The organism is Bacillus sp. FJAT-26390, from assembly GCF_001682865.1.
Taxonomy (GTDB): domain Bacteria; phylum Bacillota; class Bacilli; order Paenibacillales; family Paenibacillaceae; genus Pristimantibacillus.
On sequence record NZ_MAQX01000032.1, the window covers coordinates 60,085 to 79,885 of the forward strand.

Annotated in this window: 11 protein-coding genes and 3 pseudogenes; all 14 read right to left on the reverse strand. The window is 43.6% G+C overall.

Annotated elements, in window-relative coordinates; all coding sequences use genetic code 11:
• Window positions 1-37: 37 nt before the first annotated feature.
• The 14 genes and pseudogenes from A7975_RS21200 to A7975_RS21250 all read right to left on the reverse strand — a co-directional run bounded on the left by A7975_RS21200 (window position 38) and on the right by A7975_RS21250 (window position 19,783).
• On the reverse strand, window positions 38-2,005 hold the full coding sequence (locus tag A7975_RS21200; RefSeq protein WP_065386458.1) for a serine hydrolase domain-containing protein: 1,968 nt from the start codon (window positions 2,003-2,005) through the stop codon (window positions 38-40).
• 555 nt (window positions 2,006-2,560) lie between these two features.
• A pseudogene (locus tag A7975_RS21205) lies at window positions 2,561-3,129 on the reverse strand (GNAT family N-acetyltransferase).
• A 267-nt stretch (window positions 3,130-3,396) separates the two neighbouring features.
• A pseudogene (locus tag A7975_RS33225) lies at window positions 3,397-3,984 on the reverse strand (aminoglycoside phosphotransferase family protein); the annotation flags it as partial.
• A 302-nt stretch (window positions 3,985-4,286) separates the two neighbouring features.
• Window positions 4,287-4,634: a hypothetical protein gene (locus A7975_RS34570; RefSeq protein ID WP_218061027.1), complete on the reverse strand. Its 348-nt coding sequence runs from the start codon at window positions 4,632-4,634 to the stop codon at window positions 4,287-4,289.
• Window positions 4,635-4,687: 53 nt separating this feature from the next.
• On the reverse strand, window positions 4,688-5,152 hold the full coding sequence (locus tag A7975_RS34575; protein ID WP_218061028.1) for a recombinase zinc beta ribbon domain-containing protein: 465 nt from the start codon (window positions 5,150-5,152) through the stop codon (window positions 4,688-4,690).
• Between the two features lie 12 nt (window positions 5,153-5,164).
• Window positions 5,165-6,024 (reverse strand): annotated as a pseudogene (locus A7975_RS35035) (recombinase family protein); the annotation flags it as partial.
• Between the two features lie 74 nt (window positions 6,025-6,098).
• Complete coding sequence (locus tag A7975_RS21215) at window positions 6,099-6,245, reverse strand: SHOCT domain-containing protein (RefSeq protein ID WP_065386459.1); 147 nt, start codon at window positions 6,243-6,245, stop codon at window positions 6,099-6,101.
• Window positions 6,246-7,061: 816 nt separating this feature from the next.
• Window positions 7,062-10,028 carry an AAA family ATPase gene (locus tag A7975_RS21220; RefSeq protein WP_065386460.1) on the reverse strand — a complete coding sequence of 989 codons (2,967 nt, stop codon included), beginning with the start codon at window positions 10,026-10,028 and terminating at the stop codon, window positions 7,062-7,064.
• Window positions 10,025-10,627: an ABC-three component system middle component 1 gene (locus A7975_RS21225; protein WP_065386461.1), complete on the reverse strand. Its 603-nt coding sequence runs from the start codon at window positions 10,625-10,627 to the stop codon at window positions 10,025-10,027. The genes A7975_RS21220 and A7975_RS21225 overlap by 4 nt, the downstream gene beginning before the upstream one ends.
• 18 nt (window positions 10,628-10,645) lie before the next feature.
• Entirely contained in the window at window positions 10,646-12,409 is a 1,764-nt protein-coding gene (locus tag A7975_RS21230; RefSeq protein ID WP_065386462.1) for a dsDNA nuclease domain-containing protein, read from the reverse strand.
• 561 nt (window positions 12,410-12,970) lie between these two features.
• Complete coding sequence (locus tag A7975_RS21235; protein ID WP_065386463.1) at window positions 12,971-14,236, reverse strand: Wadjet anti-phage system protein JetD domain-containing protein; 1,266 nt, start codon at window positions 14,234-14,236, stop codon at window positions 12,971-12,973.
• Between the two features lie 27 nt (window positions 14,237-14,263).
• The gene (locus tag A7975_RS21240; RefSeq protein WP_065386464.1) at window positions 14,264-17,776 is read right to left on the reverse strand and encodes an ATP-binding protein; all 3,513 of its coding nucleotides are present in this window, start codon (window positions 17,774-17,776) and stop codon (window positions 14,264-14,266) included.
• Window positions 17,745-18,353, reverse strand: a complete 609-nt coding sequence (locus A7975_RS21245) for a DUF4194 domain-containing protein (protein WP_082198359.1) — start codon at window positions 18,351-18,353, stop codon at window positions 17,745-17,747. Before A7975_RS21245 ends, A7975_RS21240 begins: the two co-directional genes overlap by 32 nt.
• On the reverse strand, window positions 18,350-19,783 hold the full coding sequence (locus A7975_RS21250) for a Wadjet anti-phage system protein JetA family protein (protein WP_065386465.1): 1,434 nt from the start codon (window positions 19,781-19,783) through the stop codon (window positions 18,350-18,352). The genes A7975_RS21245 and A7975_RS21250 overlap by 4 nt, the downstream gene beginning before the upstream one ends.
• Between the last annotated feature and the right edge of the window lie 18 nt (window positions 19,784-19,801).

Sequence of the window (19,801 nt, forward strand, 5' to 3'; positions counted from 1 at the left end):
TCATTTGTCCTCTAGCGGGCGGACGGCTGCTGTTGCTTTACCCCAACTGCCAACCTAATAGATTCCAATGGAAAAAGAATACACTGAGTACGACGGCCGACAACGCTACGAGCGAGTAATGCACGCGTTTTAGCACCGTCCAATATTTGTTTTTCCATGCCATTACACTTACTGCTATGATTGCCAAGGTCAGCCCTAGAAGGATGATCGGCATGAATAAATAAAGATTTAACGACAGCGTAATTCGGCTAAGCCGATCCAGCAGGGCCATGTTCAAAACCACGACGAATGTCGCGACGCACGTCGCTAGCGCCCATGCCGCAGTAGCTGCCGATAACCGAACTGCCCACTTTTGCACGCCCGGCATTGCTTTGATCTCCCGCCTACGATAAGCAAACCCTAACAATGCGGTGATGAACAGAGCTGCCGAAAGACCGAGCAAAGGAAACCAGAACTTATTCCGATCGATGAGCGGCGTGCGCTCAAGCGGCATGGACGGAAGAAAATCGAGAAGCAAATGAGTGACCTTCCCCGATTCGTCGGTGCGGAATGCGATTTGCTGCGTGCCGCCAACTTCTTGAAAGATATCGGGTTCAATGGGGACGTACAATTGCTGTTCGGCGCCGCTGCCAATCGATAGCTGTTCGCCTGCTGCCGTGATGCTGATTTGGGACATGAAGCTGTAGAACTTATCGATATCGGTATGGTTGCGGCGCGTAAATTGATAGGAACCGGCATATTTTTGCACGGAGCTTGCAAGCTCAGCGGACACAGGAGGTTGCTTGGCGTCTTTCTTCGGATAATAACGGTCAACAAAAGCTTTCGCCAGCCCGGATGCTGCTGCCCCGCCATCGCCACCGCTATAGGAAACAAAGATGCCAATTTGCTGCTCCGGCAATAGATAAAGCTCCGTATTGAATAACGTATCGGCGCCGCCATGGGAAATAACACGAATATCGTTCATTTGCAGCTCGTAAAAGCCAAGGTCCATGCCAGGCATCCGTTTGTCAAACTGGAATGCCGGCGAATGCATCAGCTTAGTCGTTTCTGGTTTGAGCATTTGTGTGTCGCCATAACGTCCGTCCTGAAGATGGGCGAGCATGAAATGAGCCATATCGAGCGCCGAGACGGATGCCGATCCCGCAGGGCGGAAGCCTCCTTCGAACGTAGGCGGCTTGGCTACGAATGTGCCGTTCTCCCGGGCATAGCCCTGCACCTCGTTAGGCTTCAAAGCTGCCGGAATTGGCTCCTGAACCGTGGCATATTTCATGTCGAGCGGATCAAAAATATTTTGCTGAATATAGTCATTATAAGCAATTCCGCTAACTTCCTCGACGATTAGTCCCGCCAGCGCAGCACCATAGTTGGAATACGCCGCCATCTCGCCCGGGGGCATTACCCGCGCCAGCATATGCTTGGATAGCGTCTCCGAGATGGATACCGGCAGCTTCTTAGGGTCCGTCGTAATTTGATAGCCAAGGCCCCCCTCCTCAAATCCGGCGGTATGGGTCATGAGATGGCGCATCGTAATCGGCTCCGAATAGGTTTTTGGAATTTTTAACGTTTTCAAATACGTGTTAACGTCGGTGTCGAGATCAATCTTGCCCTGCTCAACCAACTGCATGACAGCCGTCCAAGTGAACAGCTTCGTTGTCGAAGCAATCCGAAACATGTCGGTCTCTGGGTTAACCAGCGAGCCCTCTTCGATATTGGAATGGCCATATCCTTTGCCGAGCAGGATTTTCCCATCCTTAACGACCGAGATGACCGCGCCTGGAATTTTGTAAATGTCCATGTGCACCTTCATAATACCATCAATGAATGCCGTTAACTGAACGGCGTCGTCTACATCTGCCGCTTCATACGGTTGGTCGGGCAGACGTGAAGACGTGGCAGGAGCAGCGGAAGCGGATGCCTGAACCCCTAACGAGCCTGCTCCAAGCGCTGCCACCAGCAACACCAATAAAATCATTTTATAGCTTATCTTCTTCATCGAAAATGACATAATAGTCCTCCAACATTCAGCATTTTTGTGATAGTGAACTCTCGAGTTACTTTGGAGAGCATATCATAAGCATGTGAACGGAGCGTGAACCTGGGAGGGATTTACAAAAAAAGAGGCGATGATTGGGCTTTTTAAGTGGAATAAACTAAAATGCAATCAAAAATCCCCTCCACGAAAGAGGGGACTAGACACGAACGTGACTTGTTTTAAACTAATCGCTAGATGAAGAAGACCCATTATCCGAACTCGATGAATCGTCGCGGCTGCTCTCGCTTCTTGAGGAAGAGTTGTCCTCCGTATTAGAATAGTCGCTGAAATATCGCCGCGGCGTTTCTTCATAGCAGCTGTTTTGATTTACATCATAATCAAGCTGATCATCAGATGTTGATGCTGCGAACGAGTCACTCCTTAATGGATATTTTCGAGGAATAATGTGGCCTCTGCCCTTACATTTATTGCATTGCTTATTCCACAGGAATCCGCTAACTTTGCCGCTACCATTACATTTGCTGCATCTCTCCATGAAGACACCCTGCCTTTATATTTTTAGTCCAATCATTTTACATACTCTTCTCTTAAAATACTGTATATTTCCAAATCGACGATTCCTTTGCCCGCCCATACTGTGGCTTGTCTTAACGTCCCTTCTTTAATGAAGCCGTTTTTCAGCAATACCTTCTTTGATCGTTCATTTGGCGGCATCACATCAGCTTGAATGCGATTGACGTTGACGTCCATAAACAAGTAATCGAGCATTATTTTGACGCTTCCGCGGCAATTCCTCTGCCCCAATGCGATTCCGCCAAAAAGTAGCCTATCGACACCATGTTCACCTTTTGATTAAAATCGAAAACTTCAATAATGCCAAGCAATCGATCGCTTTCGTCATTCGCGAATACCCCCCACTTGACCCTCGACCGCTTATTAAAATCTCTCTCAAAATGACCTATCATATTTTTTACCGTGTCTTTATTGTGTTTAGGTATGATTCCGCAATATTCAAACACTTTATCATTGCTATAGATTTCAAAAACTTCGTTAAAATGATGGTCTTCAATCTTCTTCAATACCAATCCGTCCGATTTTAAAATAGGAAACTGCTCAAACACGGCTTCAATATCCATCCCGTCACCGCTCCTCTTATTCTTACTTGTGGAAATATCGCTGAACTCAAACTCTTTTAAAAATGGATTGCCCGTTATTAAACGTCTTACCCGCTCCATTGTATTAGGCCCTTTGGGCGTGCCTCCGTTTCTGCTTAGCCAAATCCATCTAAGGCAAGCCAGCGCTTCAAAGGCATCAAGCTCCTCCTGCGGCATATCATTCTTTGATAGATAAGCAGTACGAAAAACTTCGGCATGCGTCTCCGAAATGTATATTTTTTTCAGAGTAAGCGACCATGCAAAATCATACCTAGGGTCTCCCAATTGTCCGTTCGTCCAGTCGATTACGGCATAGCGGCCATTTTCCTCCAAAATGTTGGCTAAGTGGTAATCACCGTGAATAATATGCTCTTGTTTAATTGGAGTCCTTTGGACAAGAGGAGCTAACGCTTGATATATGTCTGAGTGCTCTCTCACCCCAGGAAAAAAGTAATCGCAGAAATCATACTTTGGAAGATTAATATTTTGAATTTCTTTCAGGTCCATTTGATGGATCATAGCTAAAATATTTGCAATATCCGTCATTTTCTTGTCATTCACTTTACTCACGGGCGTTCCATCGAACGTTGTTAGCATCACCTGGTCCCCGTTCGAATCGATCCCCCAGCCTAGCGGCGTTGAGACGGATAATCCTCGTTCATGAAGGACATTCAGCAGTTTAAATTGAAAGCTAACATTCGGCTTGGAGCCTTTATTCCATACTTTTAACACGAAACTTTCTTTACCCGAATTGATCAGCTTAACCTCGGCTTCAAATCCTTGGTCCATGGAATGTATCGTTAAGCTGTCCTGCCGATTTAATAAATCATCCAGCATTTCATTTTTTTCTGCCCATTTCACGCTGCCTATAAAAGTGCCCAATCAGGATCATCCTTTCGAGTAGCTAATGCCACTTAGCATTTCTCTTCCTTACCTTCGCTTGGACATTCATGCAAAATACGAGGCAACTGTTAAGCCCGAGACATACCGATAGTTTGAGCTTTTGACTGCTATGTTCCTCTATGTAGGTTTTGCTCTTTCCATTTTAATCTTTATTAGTCACTATTATCTATAATAATGCAAAAAAGAGGGGCTTGGTGCCCCTCTTTTTTTAAAAAGAAAATCCATCAAAATATGAATTATGGTGCCATTTTAATAGCGCAACGCTTTCCACATGTGTCGTCCAAAGTATAGGAATGCGGTTCCCCCCTTTCATTTCTGGATAGCTTTTTTTGCATAATCATCTTACTCTCCACCGAATTCGTAAAGCCTGTTTTATAAATAAACATTAATCTATGCGGGTCAGACTGTGCAGGATCAGTTGAATCCCCTACAGTAACCTTCTCCACAATGCTCTCAAATACATTGCGGTCAAACGAAGAAAGCACCTCATTCTTTTGCAGCACCTTTCTCAGATGTTCCAGTCTTTTCTCCACATCCAATTCCTGCCGTGAGCTTTGCTCTAGCTGCGCCTGCTCATTTAACAACTCACTAAGCTGGCTCTCCAGCTCCGCATACTTGTTCTCATAGGTAGCGCGATCTATTTTTCATCTAAGCACAGGTCAATAAGCTTACAACGCTTTTGCTCCATGAGCTTGATTTCATTATTTACTTTATTTAATTTTCTCATATGGTTCTGGTTACCGAGAACGCTCTCCATGTGCTTCATCAGCTCATCTATTACATCCATATGCTTGCTGCACAATCTTCTGTAGGATTCAAGAAAAGCACTCTCAATGACATTTTCAATTAAAGCCTTGCTATGAGGACAATACTTCTTTCCTTTTTTGGTTGCTGCCACACATTGCCAAATCGTCTTTTCGTGCGTCGTGCCGCTATGCCAATTACGCCTGGATAAGTTACTACCACAAAACGCACACTCCAGCTTGCTGCTAAAAGCAAACTTCCTGCTGTATTTATCGCGCTTCCCTTTTTCAACGCCTCTTAATCGTGCTCCTCTTCGATGCAAAATAGCCTGTGCTTTTTCAAAAACCTCTTCACTCACTATTGGCTCATGATGATTCCTAATGTAAAACTGGTCTTCTTCGCCGTAATTCTCCAGTCTTCTCTTTGAGATGGGATCAACGGTAAAGGTCTTTCCTTGAAGTAAATGCCCTTGTATTTTTCATTTTTAACGATACCAAGAATCGCTGTATCTTGCCAATTGCTTCGACCTGAGCTCGTTTTATAGCCCGCGGCGGTTAATTCCTTAGCAATCATATAAGCTCCATAGCCCGCTATGTAACGCTCGAATATATAACGAACCAGTTCGGCTTCCTTTTCATTTATAGATATTTTCTTCGTCTGTACATCATAATCATATCCCAAGCAGCTTTGAAAGCCCACTAGCTCGCCGCGCTTCATTTTCATCTTCAAGCCCTTTTTTACGTTGGAAGAAATATTTTCAACCTCTTGTTGGGCCACCGAGCTTAATATGACCAGTAACAACTCGCCATCCATTGTCATGGTATTAATATTCTCGTTTTCAAAGATTACAGCTACATTCTGCTCCTTCAGCATCCGTACATACTTGAGTGTATCCAATGTATTTCGAGCAAATCGGGAAATGGACTTGGTAATAACCATATCAATTTTTCCATTCATGCAATCATCAATCATACGTTAAAAGTTCTCACGCTTGTTGACCTGTGTTCCGGTTACTGCCTCATCTGCGTAAATATCAACAAGCTGCCAATCCGAGCGTTTGTTTACCAGCTCAGTGTAATAGGAAACCTGCGATTTATAGCTGCTAAGCTGTTCCTCAGTGTCCGTACTTACTCTTGCATATGGGGCTACTCTTAAAATATCGGAAAGCCCTCCAGTTTTTCGGTCAGTTATCTTTCGGCTGGCCTTGATCACTTCAACTTCATATGCCATTGTTAATCCTCCTTCAGCTCTTATTATCTCGGAATCAGTATAATAAGACTGGGTGCAATCAACAATTGTGCGAATCAGGTTGTCAGATCGGAAATCACACCATAGTCTTTCATGATTTTGCTTTTGAGCGCATGAAATTCCTGTTCGGTAATCAGGGATATGGACAATAGCTGCTTAAGCATAGCAATTTGCATGCTATATCGGATTAAATTATGCTTCATACGATACCTCCCAATAAAAAAATCGAGAACATCCATCATTAAAGGGATTCGTTTAAGAAAACAAATAGGTAGGCACGAGCTTGAATGAAAGGGGCATGCGAATGCCCCTTCTCCTCTGTTTTGGTTTGACAATTTACTTATCCGGCGAACGATGGTTAGTCATTCTCATAGGTAGCTAACCTCTCCCAGGTTCTCTGCGAGCTGCCCCCATTGCGATAAGCTGTGGCTGGACAGAAGTATCATTATAACTTCGCACGGATCGTCGCCTTAAATGGTACCACCATTTATTCACTGCATAGCAAAAATCGCTCGCATCCTATTCATATAGTTAAGATGGTCATGGCGCACCTGACAATTGGCTCACTCATTTGGAGCATGCGAAGAATGTACAGGATTAGATAGTATTTTGTTTTCAAGGTGCGATGAGGTTATATCCCTCTACCTATCATTTCAATTTTCAATCAAAATCGGACCCTCATAAATATAAAAATCTGCAGGATGAAACTGAGGAGTTTATTCTCTGAGGATAGTAAGGCCTTATAAGCTCAAACAGATGCCGCTAAGAAAAACAATGTAGAACCAAATTGGGGATGACGGAGATACATACGATGAACTTTTGGAGATTTTTGATGAAGTTTGTGAACTCATCAGAGAGCGTATAAGGCGCGAGGATCGGGCATTAGAATGGCTCACTATTCCTGCTTTTTAATTTTCAACTAACGTTAAGCTCTCAAGATTAAAATATCTTGAGAGCTTGTATACTGACAGTAGATTGAGGATCATAATACACCCTATTATCGAATATTTATTTCTGAGCTACTTTTCATCAGCTTCCACTCTACAGTTCGTGTCCAAATCAATTTGATCTTTACTATAAGATTTGAAATGAATATAACCAATTTGTTCCCCTTCTAGTCCTGATTTGTTTTTGATAAGACTCACAAAATCTTCCTCGTGGCTGCTTATCATTACCTGCTTGTGCGCAACGACTTGGCTGATAACATCGATAAATGAGAATACATTGATGTCATCCATATTTTGAAAAGGATCATCAATTCCAATCATTTCAAGTGGCGTCCACTGCTGGGATAATGCCAAAGATAAGAAAATGCAAACAGCAAGAACATTAGCCTGTGCTGAGCTAAACGTTAAACTCGCATTAAATCGGTAAGCCAATTGGTCTTCTGGGAGATTAGCCAAATTTGCTGCATCCCCGCTATGTTCGCTCATTAATACAAAAAGCTTACCTTCCCTCGGAACCAAATGTACATGCTTATAAATAGCATGGGGACTGATCTGCATGAACAACTGATCAATTGTTTCACTATAATTAACCAAATAGTCAGTCATGATTGTGCTGCGAATCTCATTATGACGTTCCCTTAGTACCTCTAATTCCGATTCTAGCTTCTCATAATGTTCAATTTCTGTGTCCGCTGCTTTAACATGGTCGTTCAACTTACGCTCTTCTAATCTTGCCTTAGCCACCTCACCTTTGGATATAAACGCCTCGACCTTTTCAAGGAGATGTTCAGCCGCAGCATTAAGCCGTCCAAATTGCGTTTTTTGTTGATAATATTCATCAATCCACAATTGTAGTCTAGGCTCTGACTTATTAAATTCAGGAATCAGTGCGATTATTTCTGTTGCTTTTAATTTTTGCTGGTTCCATTTATGCTCTAATGCCGTTAGTTGACTCGATACTTCTTTGACATCCTGCACGCTTTGTTCGATTTGAGCTCGGGCTTGCAATAAGTATTGATCTAATTTTTGAATTTTAGCAATTAGCTTTTCTTCTTCATTGGTTAGATAATGAGCTCTCTTCCCTACAAGCTTTTTTTGCTCTTCCATCCAACTGATTGCGATGCTTCTCTCGTTTGTCAGTCTCAATAACTCAGTCCGAATTTCATCTAGAGATTCTAATAACTTGAAAGTGGTCGAATGGTTCTCTAGGAATGTTTCCATCGAATGCTTCAATTGCGTGAGTTTCTCCAGAGGTATATCCTGTACCCACTGTTCAACCAAAGCGCGCTGTTGTTCAATTATTAATTGATTCTGGTCGTATGACGTCTTTATTTCCATCATCTGTTCAGCGATTTTTTCTAAATCTGATTCGATTTGATTTAGCTCTCTATCGAGCTCATTCTTCCTGCCTGACTTCTTCATTACTTCCTGTTCAAGAGCTGATAAATGCTGACTTACTTCTTCCCATTTTAGACGAACTACTGAATGAAGATTCTCGGAAGTTTGAAAGTTTGTTCCGCACACAGGGCACGAACTACTTGTTTGCCCCATCAAAAAATGCTGTATATCATGAATCATTTGATCTATGGTGTTTTCTTTTCCAGAGTCTATTTTACCAGATAGAACCGCCAGTTCAGTTTTTACTAGCTCTAGATTTTGTAAACCAATTCCTTTTAAGGTGTCCAGTTCACTAGTTCGTTGTTTCAATTCATCCATTTTTTCGTAAAGTTGTAATGAAACCCCAATTCGCTCACCTATGTCGATCTTAATTTTAATTTCAGAGAGATCCTTAATCGTCTTGTTAAAAGCCGTTACAAATTTCTCGATACTTTCAAACTGTTCTATCACCATTAATACTTGAGGATTTTTTTCTATGGCAGTAAGCTTTTGCTCTGACAGTTTAATTTGACTGTTTAAATCCTCAATGTCCCTTTGCCTAGATATATATATTCTGCGTTTTTGGATCAAAGACTCCATCTCTGATTTATTTCGATCAGCCAGAAGAATGCTCTTTTCCCGACGTTTCATTTTTGAATTAAAGACTTGCGTTAGCTCATTAAATTTTTGTTGTTCGGTGTAATACTGCTTTTCTGTCAAATCAAACAACGGTTTAGCATCCTTTAACATCAAAAGAATTTGATCACTACGATCCTGAAGTTTTGTTATACTTTGTCGCAATTCACTATATGCAGATAACGTTTTATCATCTACTTTTGCCGAGCCTGACAATGCTTGAGGAATTTCCAATCCGGATTGACGAATATCCTCAAGTAAGCCAGACAATTGTCTTTCTAGCTCCTTCTCTGTCGTCCCCCCTAATTTTTGCAACAGAGCTTCCTTTTCTTTGAGCAGAGTCGATACTTCAAGCCAAGAGTCCTTGCTCCCTTGCCTATTTACATTTATTCTCCCTTTCTCTTCTTTAATTACTTGCAGCGATTCTACTAAATATTTACCAAAATCACTCCCGTATTTTTCTATACCAAGAACTTTCTCCATCAGTGTGAACCGCTCTTGCGGATTGCTGGCAAGAATGAACTCATGTAGTTGATCCTGAGACAAAATCTGTGTTGTGGAAAAATAGCTTGGTAAATGTTTGGTTTTGTCTATACTTGTCGGTTGCTCTTCGTCCCCGCCGCGGAACAGAATTTCACATATTTTAGTGGTACCTTCTTTTACCCCGTAATTCGTTCCATTAACTTTGATTTTCGTGGTTTGTGTTGATGGACTCCTCTGTACTGTTCGGGTTATCTTATGAATAAAATTATCCATTTCCAACCAAACTTCGACAGATGCACTCACTCTTCCTGTGCCTTTGACAAGCGCATGTTCATTAATAAGATAATTGAAATTCTGATATTCGCTTGAGCCCCTATATCTCCTAATTTCACCCGTAAGACACCATTGTATAGCATCAAACAGCGAGCTCTTTCCATGTCCGTTTTGACCGCCTACTAGAATCAATTGCTTTTTGGAAAAGTCAAATATATATTCTCCTGGAAACACTCTAAAATTATTGATAATAAGACGAGAAAGTCTCATTTTGATCCCCCATCCCCTTTCAATAAATTTAGGATATACTGTTTCGTATCAAGCTTATTATTTATCCTAATCAAGTGCTCTAACTGAAAGTACCCTTCCACTACGCGACGAATTTTAGGGTCTAAAGATTGTTCAATCAATAACTCAGTCTTGAATTTTTCTACAAAATCAAATCCTTTTTTTGCGTAAATATACTTAGGTTGAAAAAAGGGCACCCTTTCCAAATCGTCTATGTTATGTAATACATATTTACGGCAAACTTTCGCGTTTTTCTCTACTCTGTTCATTTCCATAGGTATTTCAGGTAATAGCCCCGATTCCCAGTCCAACACAAGAAGAAAGTACAAATTATTTTTATATTGAGCAGGTAAAAGCTCCAGCAAATGAGAAATCACAAATTGATCCTCACGCCAATTTAAAAGAAAATGATGATTGCTCGTGTATGTCTTAAGCACGGCTATACGCTCAACAGAAAACCATAACTCCAAATCAGCATTGAGGTGCATATCTAATATAGAATCGTCTTGGACGGGAAAATCTGTTTGACTATTTTGAAAATCTGCCATTTCAAGGCGCTTTCTTAATTGAATCGGATTCATTTTTCCAACTCCCTCTTGCTAATCCTTTTTATCAAGTAATATATGCCACCCTGCCCTCATCTCATGATCTTGAAAAGAGCGTACATTGGCCGGTTGATTAAATCGGCTAATTACAAGATTAATCTTATCCTGTTTTTGAAACTTGATGTTCTGAGGCTGCTCCACTATTTCGCTTTCATCGTTATCATGGTTATGAGTAATTGGAATTAATGAGGCGAAGGGGTCATTTTCGACCGTGAGAGTTTGTGTTCTATCTTCATGTGTGACGAAACAGTAGTACGTTTGTTGCAAACTCTGCGTGAATAAGCAATCTTTAGATCGCGATATTATTTTTCTCAATGCCTGCGCATAGGTTTCCTTCTCTCTTGCATTGTACATCGTGAAGAGATTCCAAGCCTCTTCTCCTTGCTTCCCCTGCTTGAATAAGAGTTGCGCATCACTAAAAACAAAGTTACGGTCAGGATAGAAAGCCAAACAGATTATCATGTACTTCAGTGATTCCTTTAAATAAAACTCATCCTTCATTCGTTGCAATGTGGGAAGTTGAGAATTGTTCAAGTAAAATAATCGGTTCAAAAATTGTTCATACACATATGGATTTCCATTTAAAACCTCATGCTCCAAAGCGTTATACATCCAACCTAACGTATTCAATAGATCAACCTTTAGTGACGCATTCCAGGAAGTATCAATTTCTTCACGCAATTCTTCAAAACATTTGACGAAGTGTCCTCGTTGTACGGCCTGCTCAACATCTTTTTGAATTTCCATCATCGCTTTTTGTTGCCAGTCCTGGATCAATTGCACAAGCTCGGACTTGTTAAACACAAGAAGCATTTTATCGGGAAGATCATCCTTATGGGTACGTTCAATAACTCGGAGCAATAATTGCTTGAATACTTTTCTTGCTACATAATCATAAAGTAAACCGTCTCCCGATAAGCGGCTTTTACCTTGAATAATTCCAGTATGAGTAAAATTATTCAAATACGCCAAGTTTCTTCTGCAATAATCCGATAACTTCCCTACAATTTTTTCTTTCAAGTTCGTCATGCAACCTAAATGATTTAGATAAAACCGATCCAGACACCATTCCGGATCGCGGCCTACCATTTCAGTAAAGCGAAGTTCTTGCGTAGAAACAACCTTCTTTTTAACCTTTACCGATTTCACAAACGGTTTACTTAAATTTATGACCAAGTTGTCTTCTTTAGAAATGCTGTCTTCGGGTAGTCGATAGGAATCATTCTGCGCATAGCATTTCAGACTTTTGTTGTCATAAGATGCATTGGTAGCGATTTCAAATTGCACGCCGAATTCATTGCTAGTATTGAATTGTTTTTGTATGTTTTTTTGTCTCCGCTCGAATTCCGGCAGATTCAAAAAAAGCGTATCAAGCCAACTATCTAAACCACTTTCCCTTTTTAACAAGGTACTCGGTTTCAAGTGTCTGTCTTGCCCGTCTTCTCTAACCGTTTTCACTTGAACAAATCGAATCTTGTCTTCCCCCAAAAGCGCTACATCGTCCAGAAATTCAAAAATCACTTCGTTCCACCATGCATGCTCTGCATGCAACATCTCTACCATATAGTGAATGGCAACATAATATTGGTAAACAAAACCACGAAGTGCAATAAGCCCTCCCAAATCATCGGGATCTTCATTAAGTAAGTATCTGACAGCGCAACGCGCCTCATTCTCAGGCAATACCCCCTGCAAATGTTTAAGACTATATTTATTCACTTTGTCTAACAGACCCTGTTCCAAATCTTTATATTCCATAGATTCCACCTGATCCTGAAAAATATATTGTTTTTAGCGACAAGAACAAACATGAAATGCATTAAGCTACCTTTCCCGTAATTCGACAAACTTTCCCAAATTCCTGTTCTATTTAGATATGCAATCAATCCTTCTCCATCCACACGAGGCGACTTGGAGATGGATGCCTTGTTCGTTAACAGGGACAACCAACAAATCAGTACTGAGCCTTACAAGACAAAATGCAGGCCTACGGTAACATGGCTGACATTACCGGTGTCAGAGTTTCTCCGCATACGTTTCGGCATTCAATGGCGAAATTTTATATTTTGAAGAGCGGTGCCCCCTTTACGCTTAGACGAATTCTATGAATATTAAGATGGGGCTGTCCGAAAAGAAAAGTTTGATGAATGAATATCTAGCAAAAACTATCAGAACGAAAAGAGTGAATGCTGGTTAATATTTATTCAATCTTGTTCTCTTTTCGGGCCCCTTTCTTTACATTAAAACCGACTAAATTGGCTCTATATTCCGTCCAACGATGCAGCAGAACCCGCTTGAAGTTTATATAGAATCCGTCTCTCAGTCTACGATACACTCCTGCTCCAGACGAATCCTGCGCTCTATCATGGTTTCCAGCACCGGAAGCCAATCCGCATATCGTGGTTCTCTTAACGTATGAACAAGCTGACTGGCATAATCTTCACTAACCGGCGCTGCTTGTGATTCATACTGAAGTAGCGTATCCACTCCCATCCGATACGGTCGTAGCCCAGGGAAAAAATTGGATTGAATCCACTTGAAAATTCGGATTCCGCCAAGGTCGATATCACCCCAGTGGAGCAGTTCTGGAGGATTTGACGCTTCATTCACTACCTGACTCAGCTTTCGGAGAAAGCTTTGCAAGACACGATTTGGGTACCCTCCTGTGTAGATGACAAGAACCTCACCAGCACGAACCGAAGGCTGCTCTAGATAATGATGATAGCTCGTCCAATTCTCAATGGAAAGAATGTGACGAGCAGATATAAAGACATGCGTTATCACATCAATCGTCTCACCAGAAAGCCCAAGACCGCCCGGAAATGCGCTGGTGTCAACCTGCTTGCCGTCGCGGGTTCGAAAGACAAGTGAGCCGCATAAAAAGACACTTTGAGGATTACGAGTAAGACCAAGCCAATCCAACCATTCCTCTTCTGTCTCCCGCTGCTCACCGGAAGCCTGCTTTGCCAGAGCAATCAGCCGTTTAAGCGTCTGACGCTCCAGATGCTTCGTATCTCGAAATAACTGCTGGCTAAAGATGCGAATTGGTACTGCACGATCACCAAGCAGCGGCAACTCGTTCAACGTGTGAACTAGATCAACCGTTCCTTGCACATCATCTGGATCGAGGCGAACAGCCTTACCTTGCGCCAATGCATCGTCCATTTCCTGTCGCCACTTTTGAACCCAACGCCACGGATGAGAACTCAACGGAATCAGAGAAGCCCGCAGTTGCTCCAATTTGGTGCGCAAAGGAGTACGACCGGAAATTCGGTAAGCCTCCTCTACAGCTTCCCATTGCAAATATACTTTCTCTATTTCGTCCGAACGATATTTAGCCATTGTAAGTTGAACAACATCTTCCTGCTCTAACTCGGCTAGCCTTTCGTTCATCCAATGACGCTTTCGAAAGTCCATCTCATCGTTGTAATCTCGAGCAAAAGGACTTTTCCCAATTATGAGTTGGGGACGCATTTTTCCAGGGGTCCCTGTAACAAATGATTGGCTTTGTTCGTATTTGTTCAAAAGCAAGGTCAGCAAATCCTTGCCAAATTTCTGCTTAAAGCTTATTTCGTCTGCTTCCATGCGCAAGTCTTACCTCCTGCTACCAATTCAAAACAAGGTGCCTTGCCTTCCGTGGCGTTCACTTTCAAACGGAGGACTCTCTATACTTTCACCTAACTTTGACGAGGATGAGTCCGTATTGGGAATTTTATCTTCCGTTAAGTCAATCGACTTTTCGATTGTTTCAGTATTGTGAAATGCAGGACTCGTCTCCGCTTCATCTGGAACCCAGCGATCAATCATATCAACAAAGCATTGGTAGTCATGCTTGCTGACAAACAGCGTAGTCGTCACTTCAGGTGCCATATGCTGCATTTTCTCGTCTGGAACAGCGGCTACCAATTGCAGTCCCATTTGCTTAATTAGCCGCAAACTGGATTGAATACGCTGTTCGTCCATTTTGTTGAACGCTTCATCGAAGACAACCAGCCGAGAGCTTTTGTTTGAATATAAATGATGAAACGAAGCTAGGATCGCAATATAAAAAGGAGTCTGTGTCTCGCCGCCGGATTTCTCTTTAAGTACCTGCGAGAATCGGTAACGCCCCCCACTGCTCGACGAAACAATGATGTCAAAGTCCAGGTATTGCCGGTAATCGGCATACTCTTCCATCTGCCCTGCCTCTCCACGCACCAGCATTTCGAACAATTCATGTAGCACTGCAGTTCGATCATTTTCTGGCAGGTCAAACAGAGATCCCTTCTCCATCAAAAGTGGGTCCATCACTGCCTCATAAAATTTCTTGTACCGTTCGCTCGGCGAAACCTCGAAGTGATACTTGTCGTCAGAAAAGGGGAAGTTCCGTAGCGCATAGTTCAATTGTTGGAATTCACGCCGCGCCATCTCAATTGCTTCCCGCAGCTTAAATACGAAGTGAGACTTAAACTCCTCCTCGGACTCAGCAAGCGCCTCTGCAACCTTTTGCTGATATTCTGGGATATTAAGATGTTCAATTGTATCGAGCAAACGATCATAGGCATCGTTCTCGGAATCGTTCGCATCACCATTGAAAGTATTATCAACATTGTATTTTTGCCTTAGTTTGGCTACATCATTGAATTGGTCATCACGCTTGGTCTGTAGTCCCTTGGAGCTACGTTCCCAGTTTTGCAACTTTTGAAACGTACTGACTGTTGTTGATCGCTCCGCTTCCTCATAACGTTGCTTGGCTCGCTGCTCACTCTCAGCACCATACTCACCCACCCATTGCTCAAGGATAACTTCAATATCTCGCACTCTATTCTGTTGAACGAACAAAGCTGCCGCCAGTTGCTTGCACTCGGCTTCAATCGTGCCTTTATCCTGCAAGAGACCTCCCCATTTCTCCTTCCAATGCTTCTCCGCCTCGCGCCAATGCTCGTAGTCAGCCTTAAGACGTTCAGCTTCCGCCAGGTTGAGTCCTTCCCATTCTAGTTGCACTTGTTCCTGACGAAACCTGCAAGTTTCCAGTTCTCGCGGCAATGTGAGATGAGACGATAAAGCATTATACACGGCATCCTTGTCCCGAAATCGATCTAGCCACTCACGGAAGCTAGCCCCCAACTCCCTTAGCCTTGTAATTGTTTCCCTAATCTCTTGAAGCTCCAACTTGCGAATCTCCAATTGGCGTGCGATTGCCTTGGTTCCAATATAAGGGATTTCATAGTACTTTTTCGGAATTTGTCTGGCCACAAGATTATTGTATACCATACAACTACGCGTAATGGCTGTACGATGTCGTCGCAACTCCTGCTCATCCTTAGCTTTCATCACTCTGCCTAGCAGGTGCTCGGCACGAGCCCGAACGACAGGATGCTCAGCAACAAGCTCATGCGCCAGCGAACCCGGCTCCGCCGTTCCTAGATATTTTCTTTCTTTTTCAGTATCGACAAGGCCCACGCCTTCGAGCTTTCGCGTCCATTTCTCTCGCTCATAGATGCCTAGAGCCTCCGCGAAGCATTCCGGTTCCACCAATAGATCAAATCGTTGCGTATTCAGATAACCTTCCAGTGCATCCCGCCAGCCTTCGTCAACCAGCTCCGCTTCCTCACAAAAAATCCAGACCGCAGAACGCCCCCTTAACCTGTCCTCCAACAATTCCTTCAACTGTCTGACCGGCTCCGCATAGCTGCGCCTCTTCTGCTCTAGATCACGGATAATGCTCTCCAGTTCAGTAGCCTGCTCCTCCGCCGCATTCAGTGATTCCAGTAAACGAGCTTCGCCAATCAAGAGCCTGTCATACCAACCAGACCGGGCTTCAGCAATTGTAGCTAGCCTCGCCGCCCATATTTCTTCATCCAATTCTTCTGCCTTGCCTTTGTCTACAATCGTCAGCAATCCCGCAAGATGCTCCGTATATTGTCCAATCTGCTCACGCTCTCCTGTTTCCCACGACCAATATTCTCCGTCCGTATAGGTGGAGAAGTTCTCCAGCAATTGTCTCTCCCGATTAAGCTTATTGCAGTAAATGGACAATAATTGCTCCAGTTCCGCTCGTTTCGTCTCAAGCTCTCGAATCTCCGCCTCCAGTTCCTTTTTGCGTCTTTCAGCTGCATGATTCTGCCAGCGCTGGTAAGCGAGCTGCGACTGCTCACGTGCCTCGTTCAACTTAACCTCTGCCAATTCAGTACTTTCCAGTAGGCGAGCCAAATTTCCCTCTGCTTGATGCTTTAAACGCTCCTGTTGCTCTAGATTCTCTGTTTCATACAACACTTTTAATTTTCGAATAACATAGTCCTGCTCTTTAATTGTTTCTTTAAGCCGGGCATACTCCTGATAGCCATCTCGAATATCCTGCAACTGCAATTTGCGCTTCTGCAGCAGTTCAAGCTCCTGCCTGTAGCGCTCATGAATCTCGAAATTCTGCTTCATCAAGTCCAGCTGCAACTCGCGTTTGTCCAGAATGTAGTCGTAAACAAACGTCCGAATATTTCGAATAGGCTTAAACGATAGTGCTTTGGTGAATATATGAAAAAATCGATCCTGCAGTTGACCCAATCTTGCCAACAATGCCTTCTGATAGTTAGACTTGTTACGTTCGAATAGAGCCCGCCCCCTTGAACTCGGCCTCACACCAAGCTGTTGATGTCCTTCTCCAAGACCAGTCCCAACACCGGCTCCATACCGTCGTTTAAACGCTTCCCGATTCAGTAACTGGCCTTGCGGATTGACAAAGTCAAGCTGATCCAACTTGCATGCAGCCAATATAAAATACTCTTCCTCGTACGAACGATCGCGGTACACGTCGATGGCTGCGCCAATAACAAACGATTCCTTCTTGTCCTCGTCACGAAACTCAGCAATAATATAGGTCGTAAAATCCCCATCCCGAACGTACGAGCGTTCATCACTGCCAATCTTGCCCATTAGATAATTCTCAAAACTGCGCTTCGCCTCATCGTGAGCTGCAGCGTTGAAGCGAATAAGCCGCTGATCAACTACAAACAGCACCTGAAGGGCGTCGATAATCGTCGATTTACCGGCGGCATTTTGTCCTGTAATTAATGTCTGTCGGCCAAATTCCATAGTTACATCCTTGAAATAGTGCCAGTTAATCAACCGGAGCCGTGTCATCCATTTCATCCAGCAATCCTCCTTCCTCTGCGGCATCGTAGCGTTCCAGTCTTTCCGTAAGTTGAGCGATCTCGTCAGCCTGAACAACATACATCCAAGTATGGTACAGTTTGAACCGGGCATCGTCCGCTCGATGATCCTCATCCATTGCTTCGAGCAACTGAAACTGTGCACACAACCGAATAAGCTTGTCCAGCGCTGTTCGTCCCACCCATTCAATCCGAAACGTCTCAAACTTACTACGAATTTCATGCAACGTCACCATCGGATAATCTGCTAACGACAAGCCTTGTCGCTTCTCCTCATACAGAAGACGCAGCACAAGTAGCCAAAGGGTCTGTTCCCTATCCATACGCCTGCGGAGCCTTCCATCCGGAAGGTGGAGAAAGACGCATTCATGACGTTCATCAACTGTTAGTTCCCAACCGAGAAATTGAAAGTAGGCTTCAAGTACCTGACTATGACGCCTTATGATGGCATAAGCTTCACGATCCTTGTCTCTAACCAGCAGATTGACCTCGAATAACCGATTCAATACATGACGAACCTTGGCTTGCTCAGATTCACTCAATTCGTCAAACATCATCTTTTCGGGCCCCCTTTCTTCTTGACAATTGTATGGTTATCGAAGCGATAACCGCCATTCGTTAGAATATTACGGCCATCACTTCGCCGAACCAGGAAGTTCGAGCCCCCGTCTGATCCATACAAATAAATATAGCCCAGCATAATGAACTGCTCCGCATTCTCGGGTGCGAGTTCGGCCATCTCCATCTCTGCCCGTTCACCCAAACGATTCGTTACATAATCATCGACCTTCTTTCGGGTAATCGCCTTGCGCATTCGTTCTAGGTTTTTGGTTCGCAATTCCTCCAGTAGATGATCAGGCATCTCCACAGCCACATGCACATCAGGTTGATGAGGCGCCCGCTTACGCCGCGGCGGCAATAAGGATTGTTCAGAAAGAGCGCGGGTCTGGCGCAGCGCAAACAACGACTCTGTACCATCCATTGGTAAGTCTTTGCTCAGCCGTTCAATTAAACGTGCAAGCTGCTGATCTATGCCTTCATTCTGCTGACTCAAATAGCGAGCACGATCATAAGAGGAACGCAAGTATTGATTGTGCCGCACATCAATTTGGTAGAACAACTCATCCAGCCCGTTGAACGTTTCATCAATGAAAAAGAGTGCCTGCTTCACAGCCTGCCCAGCCTCGTCTACCGAAGTGTACAATCCGCTCTTCACCCCATCGAGTGCAGCCGCTTCTAATTGCTGTCGATCTAGCAGCCATTGCTGTACCGTATTTAGAATTTGCATTCGATAACGGGCAACATGATCGGACGTCTTCAGCCGATGATAACTCTTGTCAATAATTTGCGTTTTATAATGGTCAAAATGATGATCCAGCACATCTTGTATTGACGTCTTCTGAACAACCTGTTCCATCAAGTGCTTCATATTGTTGTAAAGCGCCACAAGCTCCTGTCGAAACTGTCCACTTACTTCAGCCGCACTCATAACGGCCGAACAAGGCTGCAGCCGGGCTCCTTCTCCGGTCAGCGATTGGTAGACCAAAAATGCGAATCGCTGGTACTCAACCGTCCTCGCATCGCACAGCTCTTTTAACACACCAATCAGCCGACTGGCATAGTGCGGCAATACAATGAACCGCTCGAATTGAGCTCGCGTCTCCACATCGATCCACTTTCGCTCTTCCAGTCGCCGCAACATTGTATTCGCTTGAGTCCTCGTCAGGTCTTCCATGTTAATCTGTCTCAAATCGTCACTGCGCTCACTCTCCTCGTCTTCCGTATCCAATACAGCAATATCCTCACCCAATTCGCGCCGGGTATCCAGCATTTCCTGCAGCAAATCCCGCATGACGTTAAAACGAATGCCGAAGCGCTCTGTCTGTGCCTGATCGTACAGCAGCAACAGAGCCTCAGCATAGATTTGCTTATTAGAGCCCACAAGCAGCGTAAACAGTCGATCCGGAATAATGTCGAACAATTTCATACTCGTCACACATTCCCT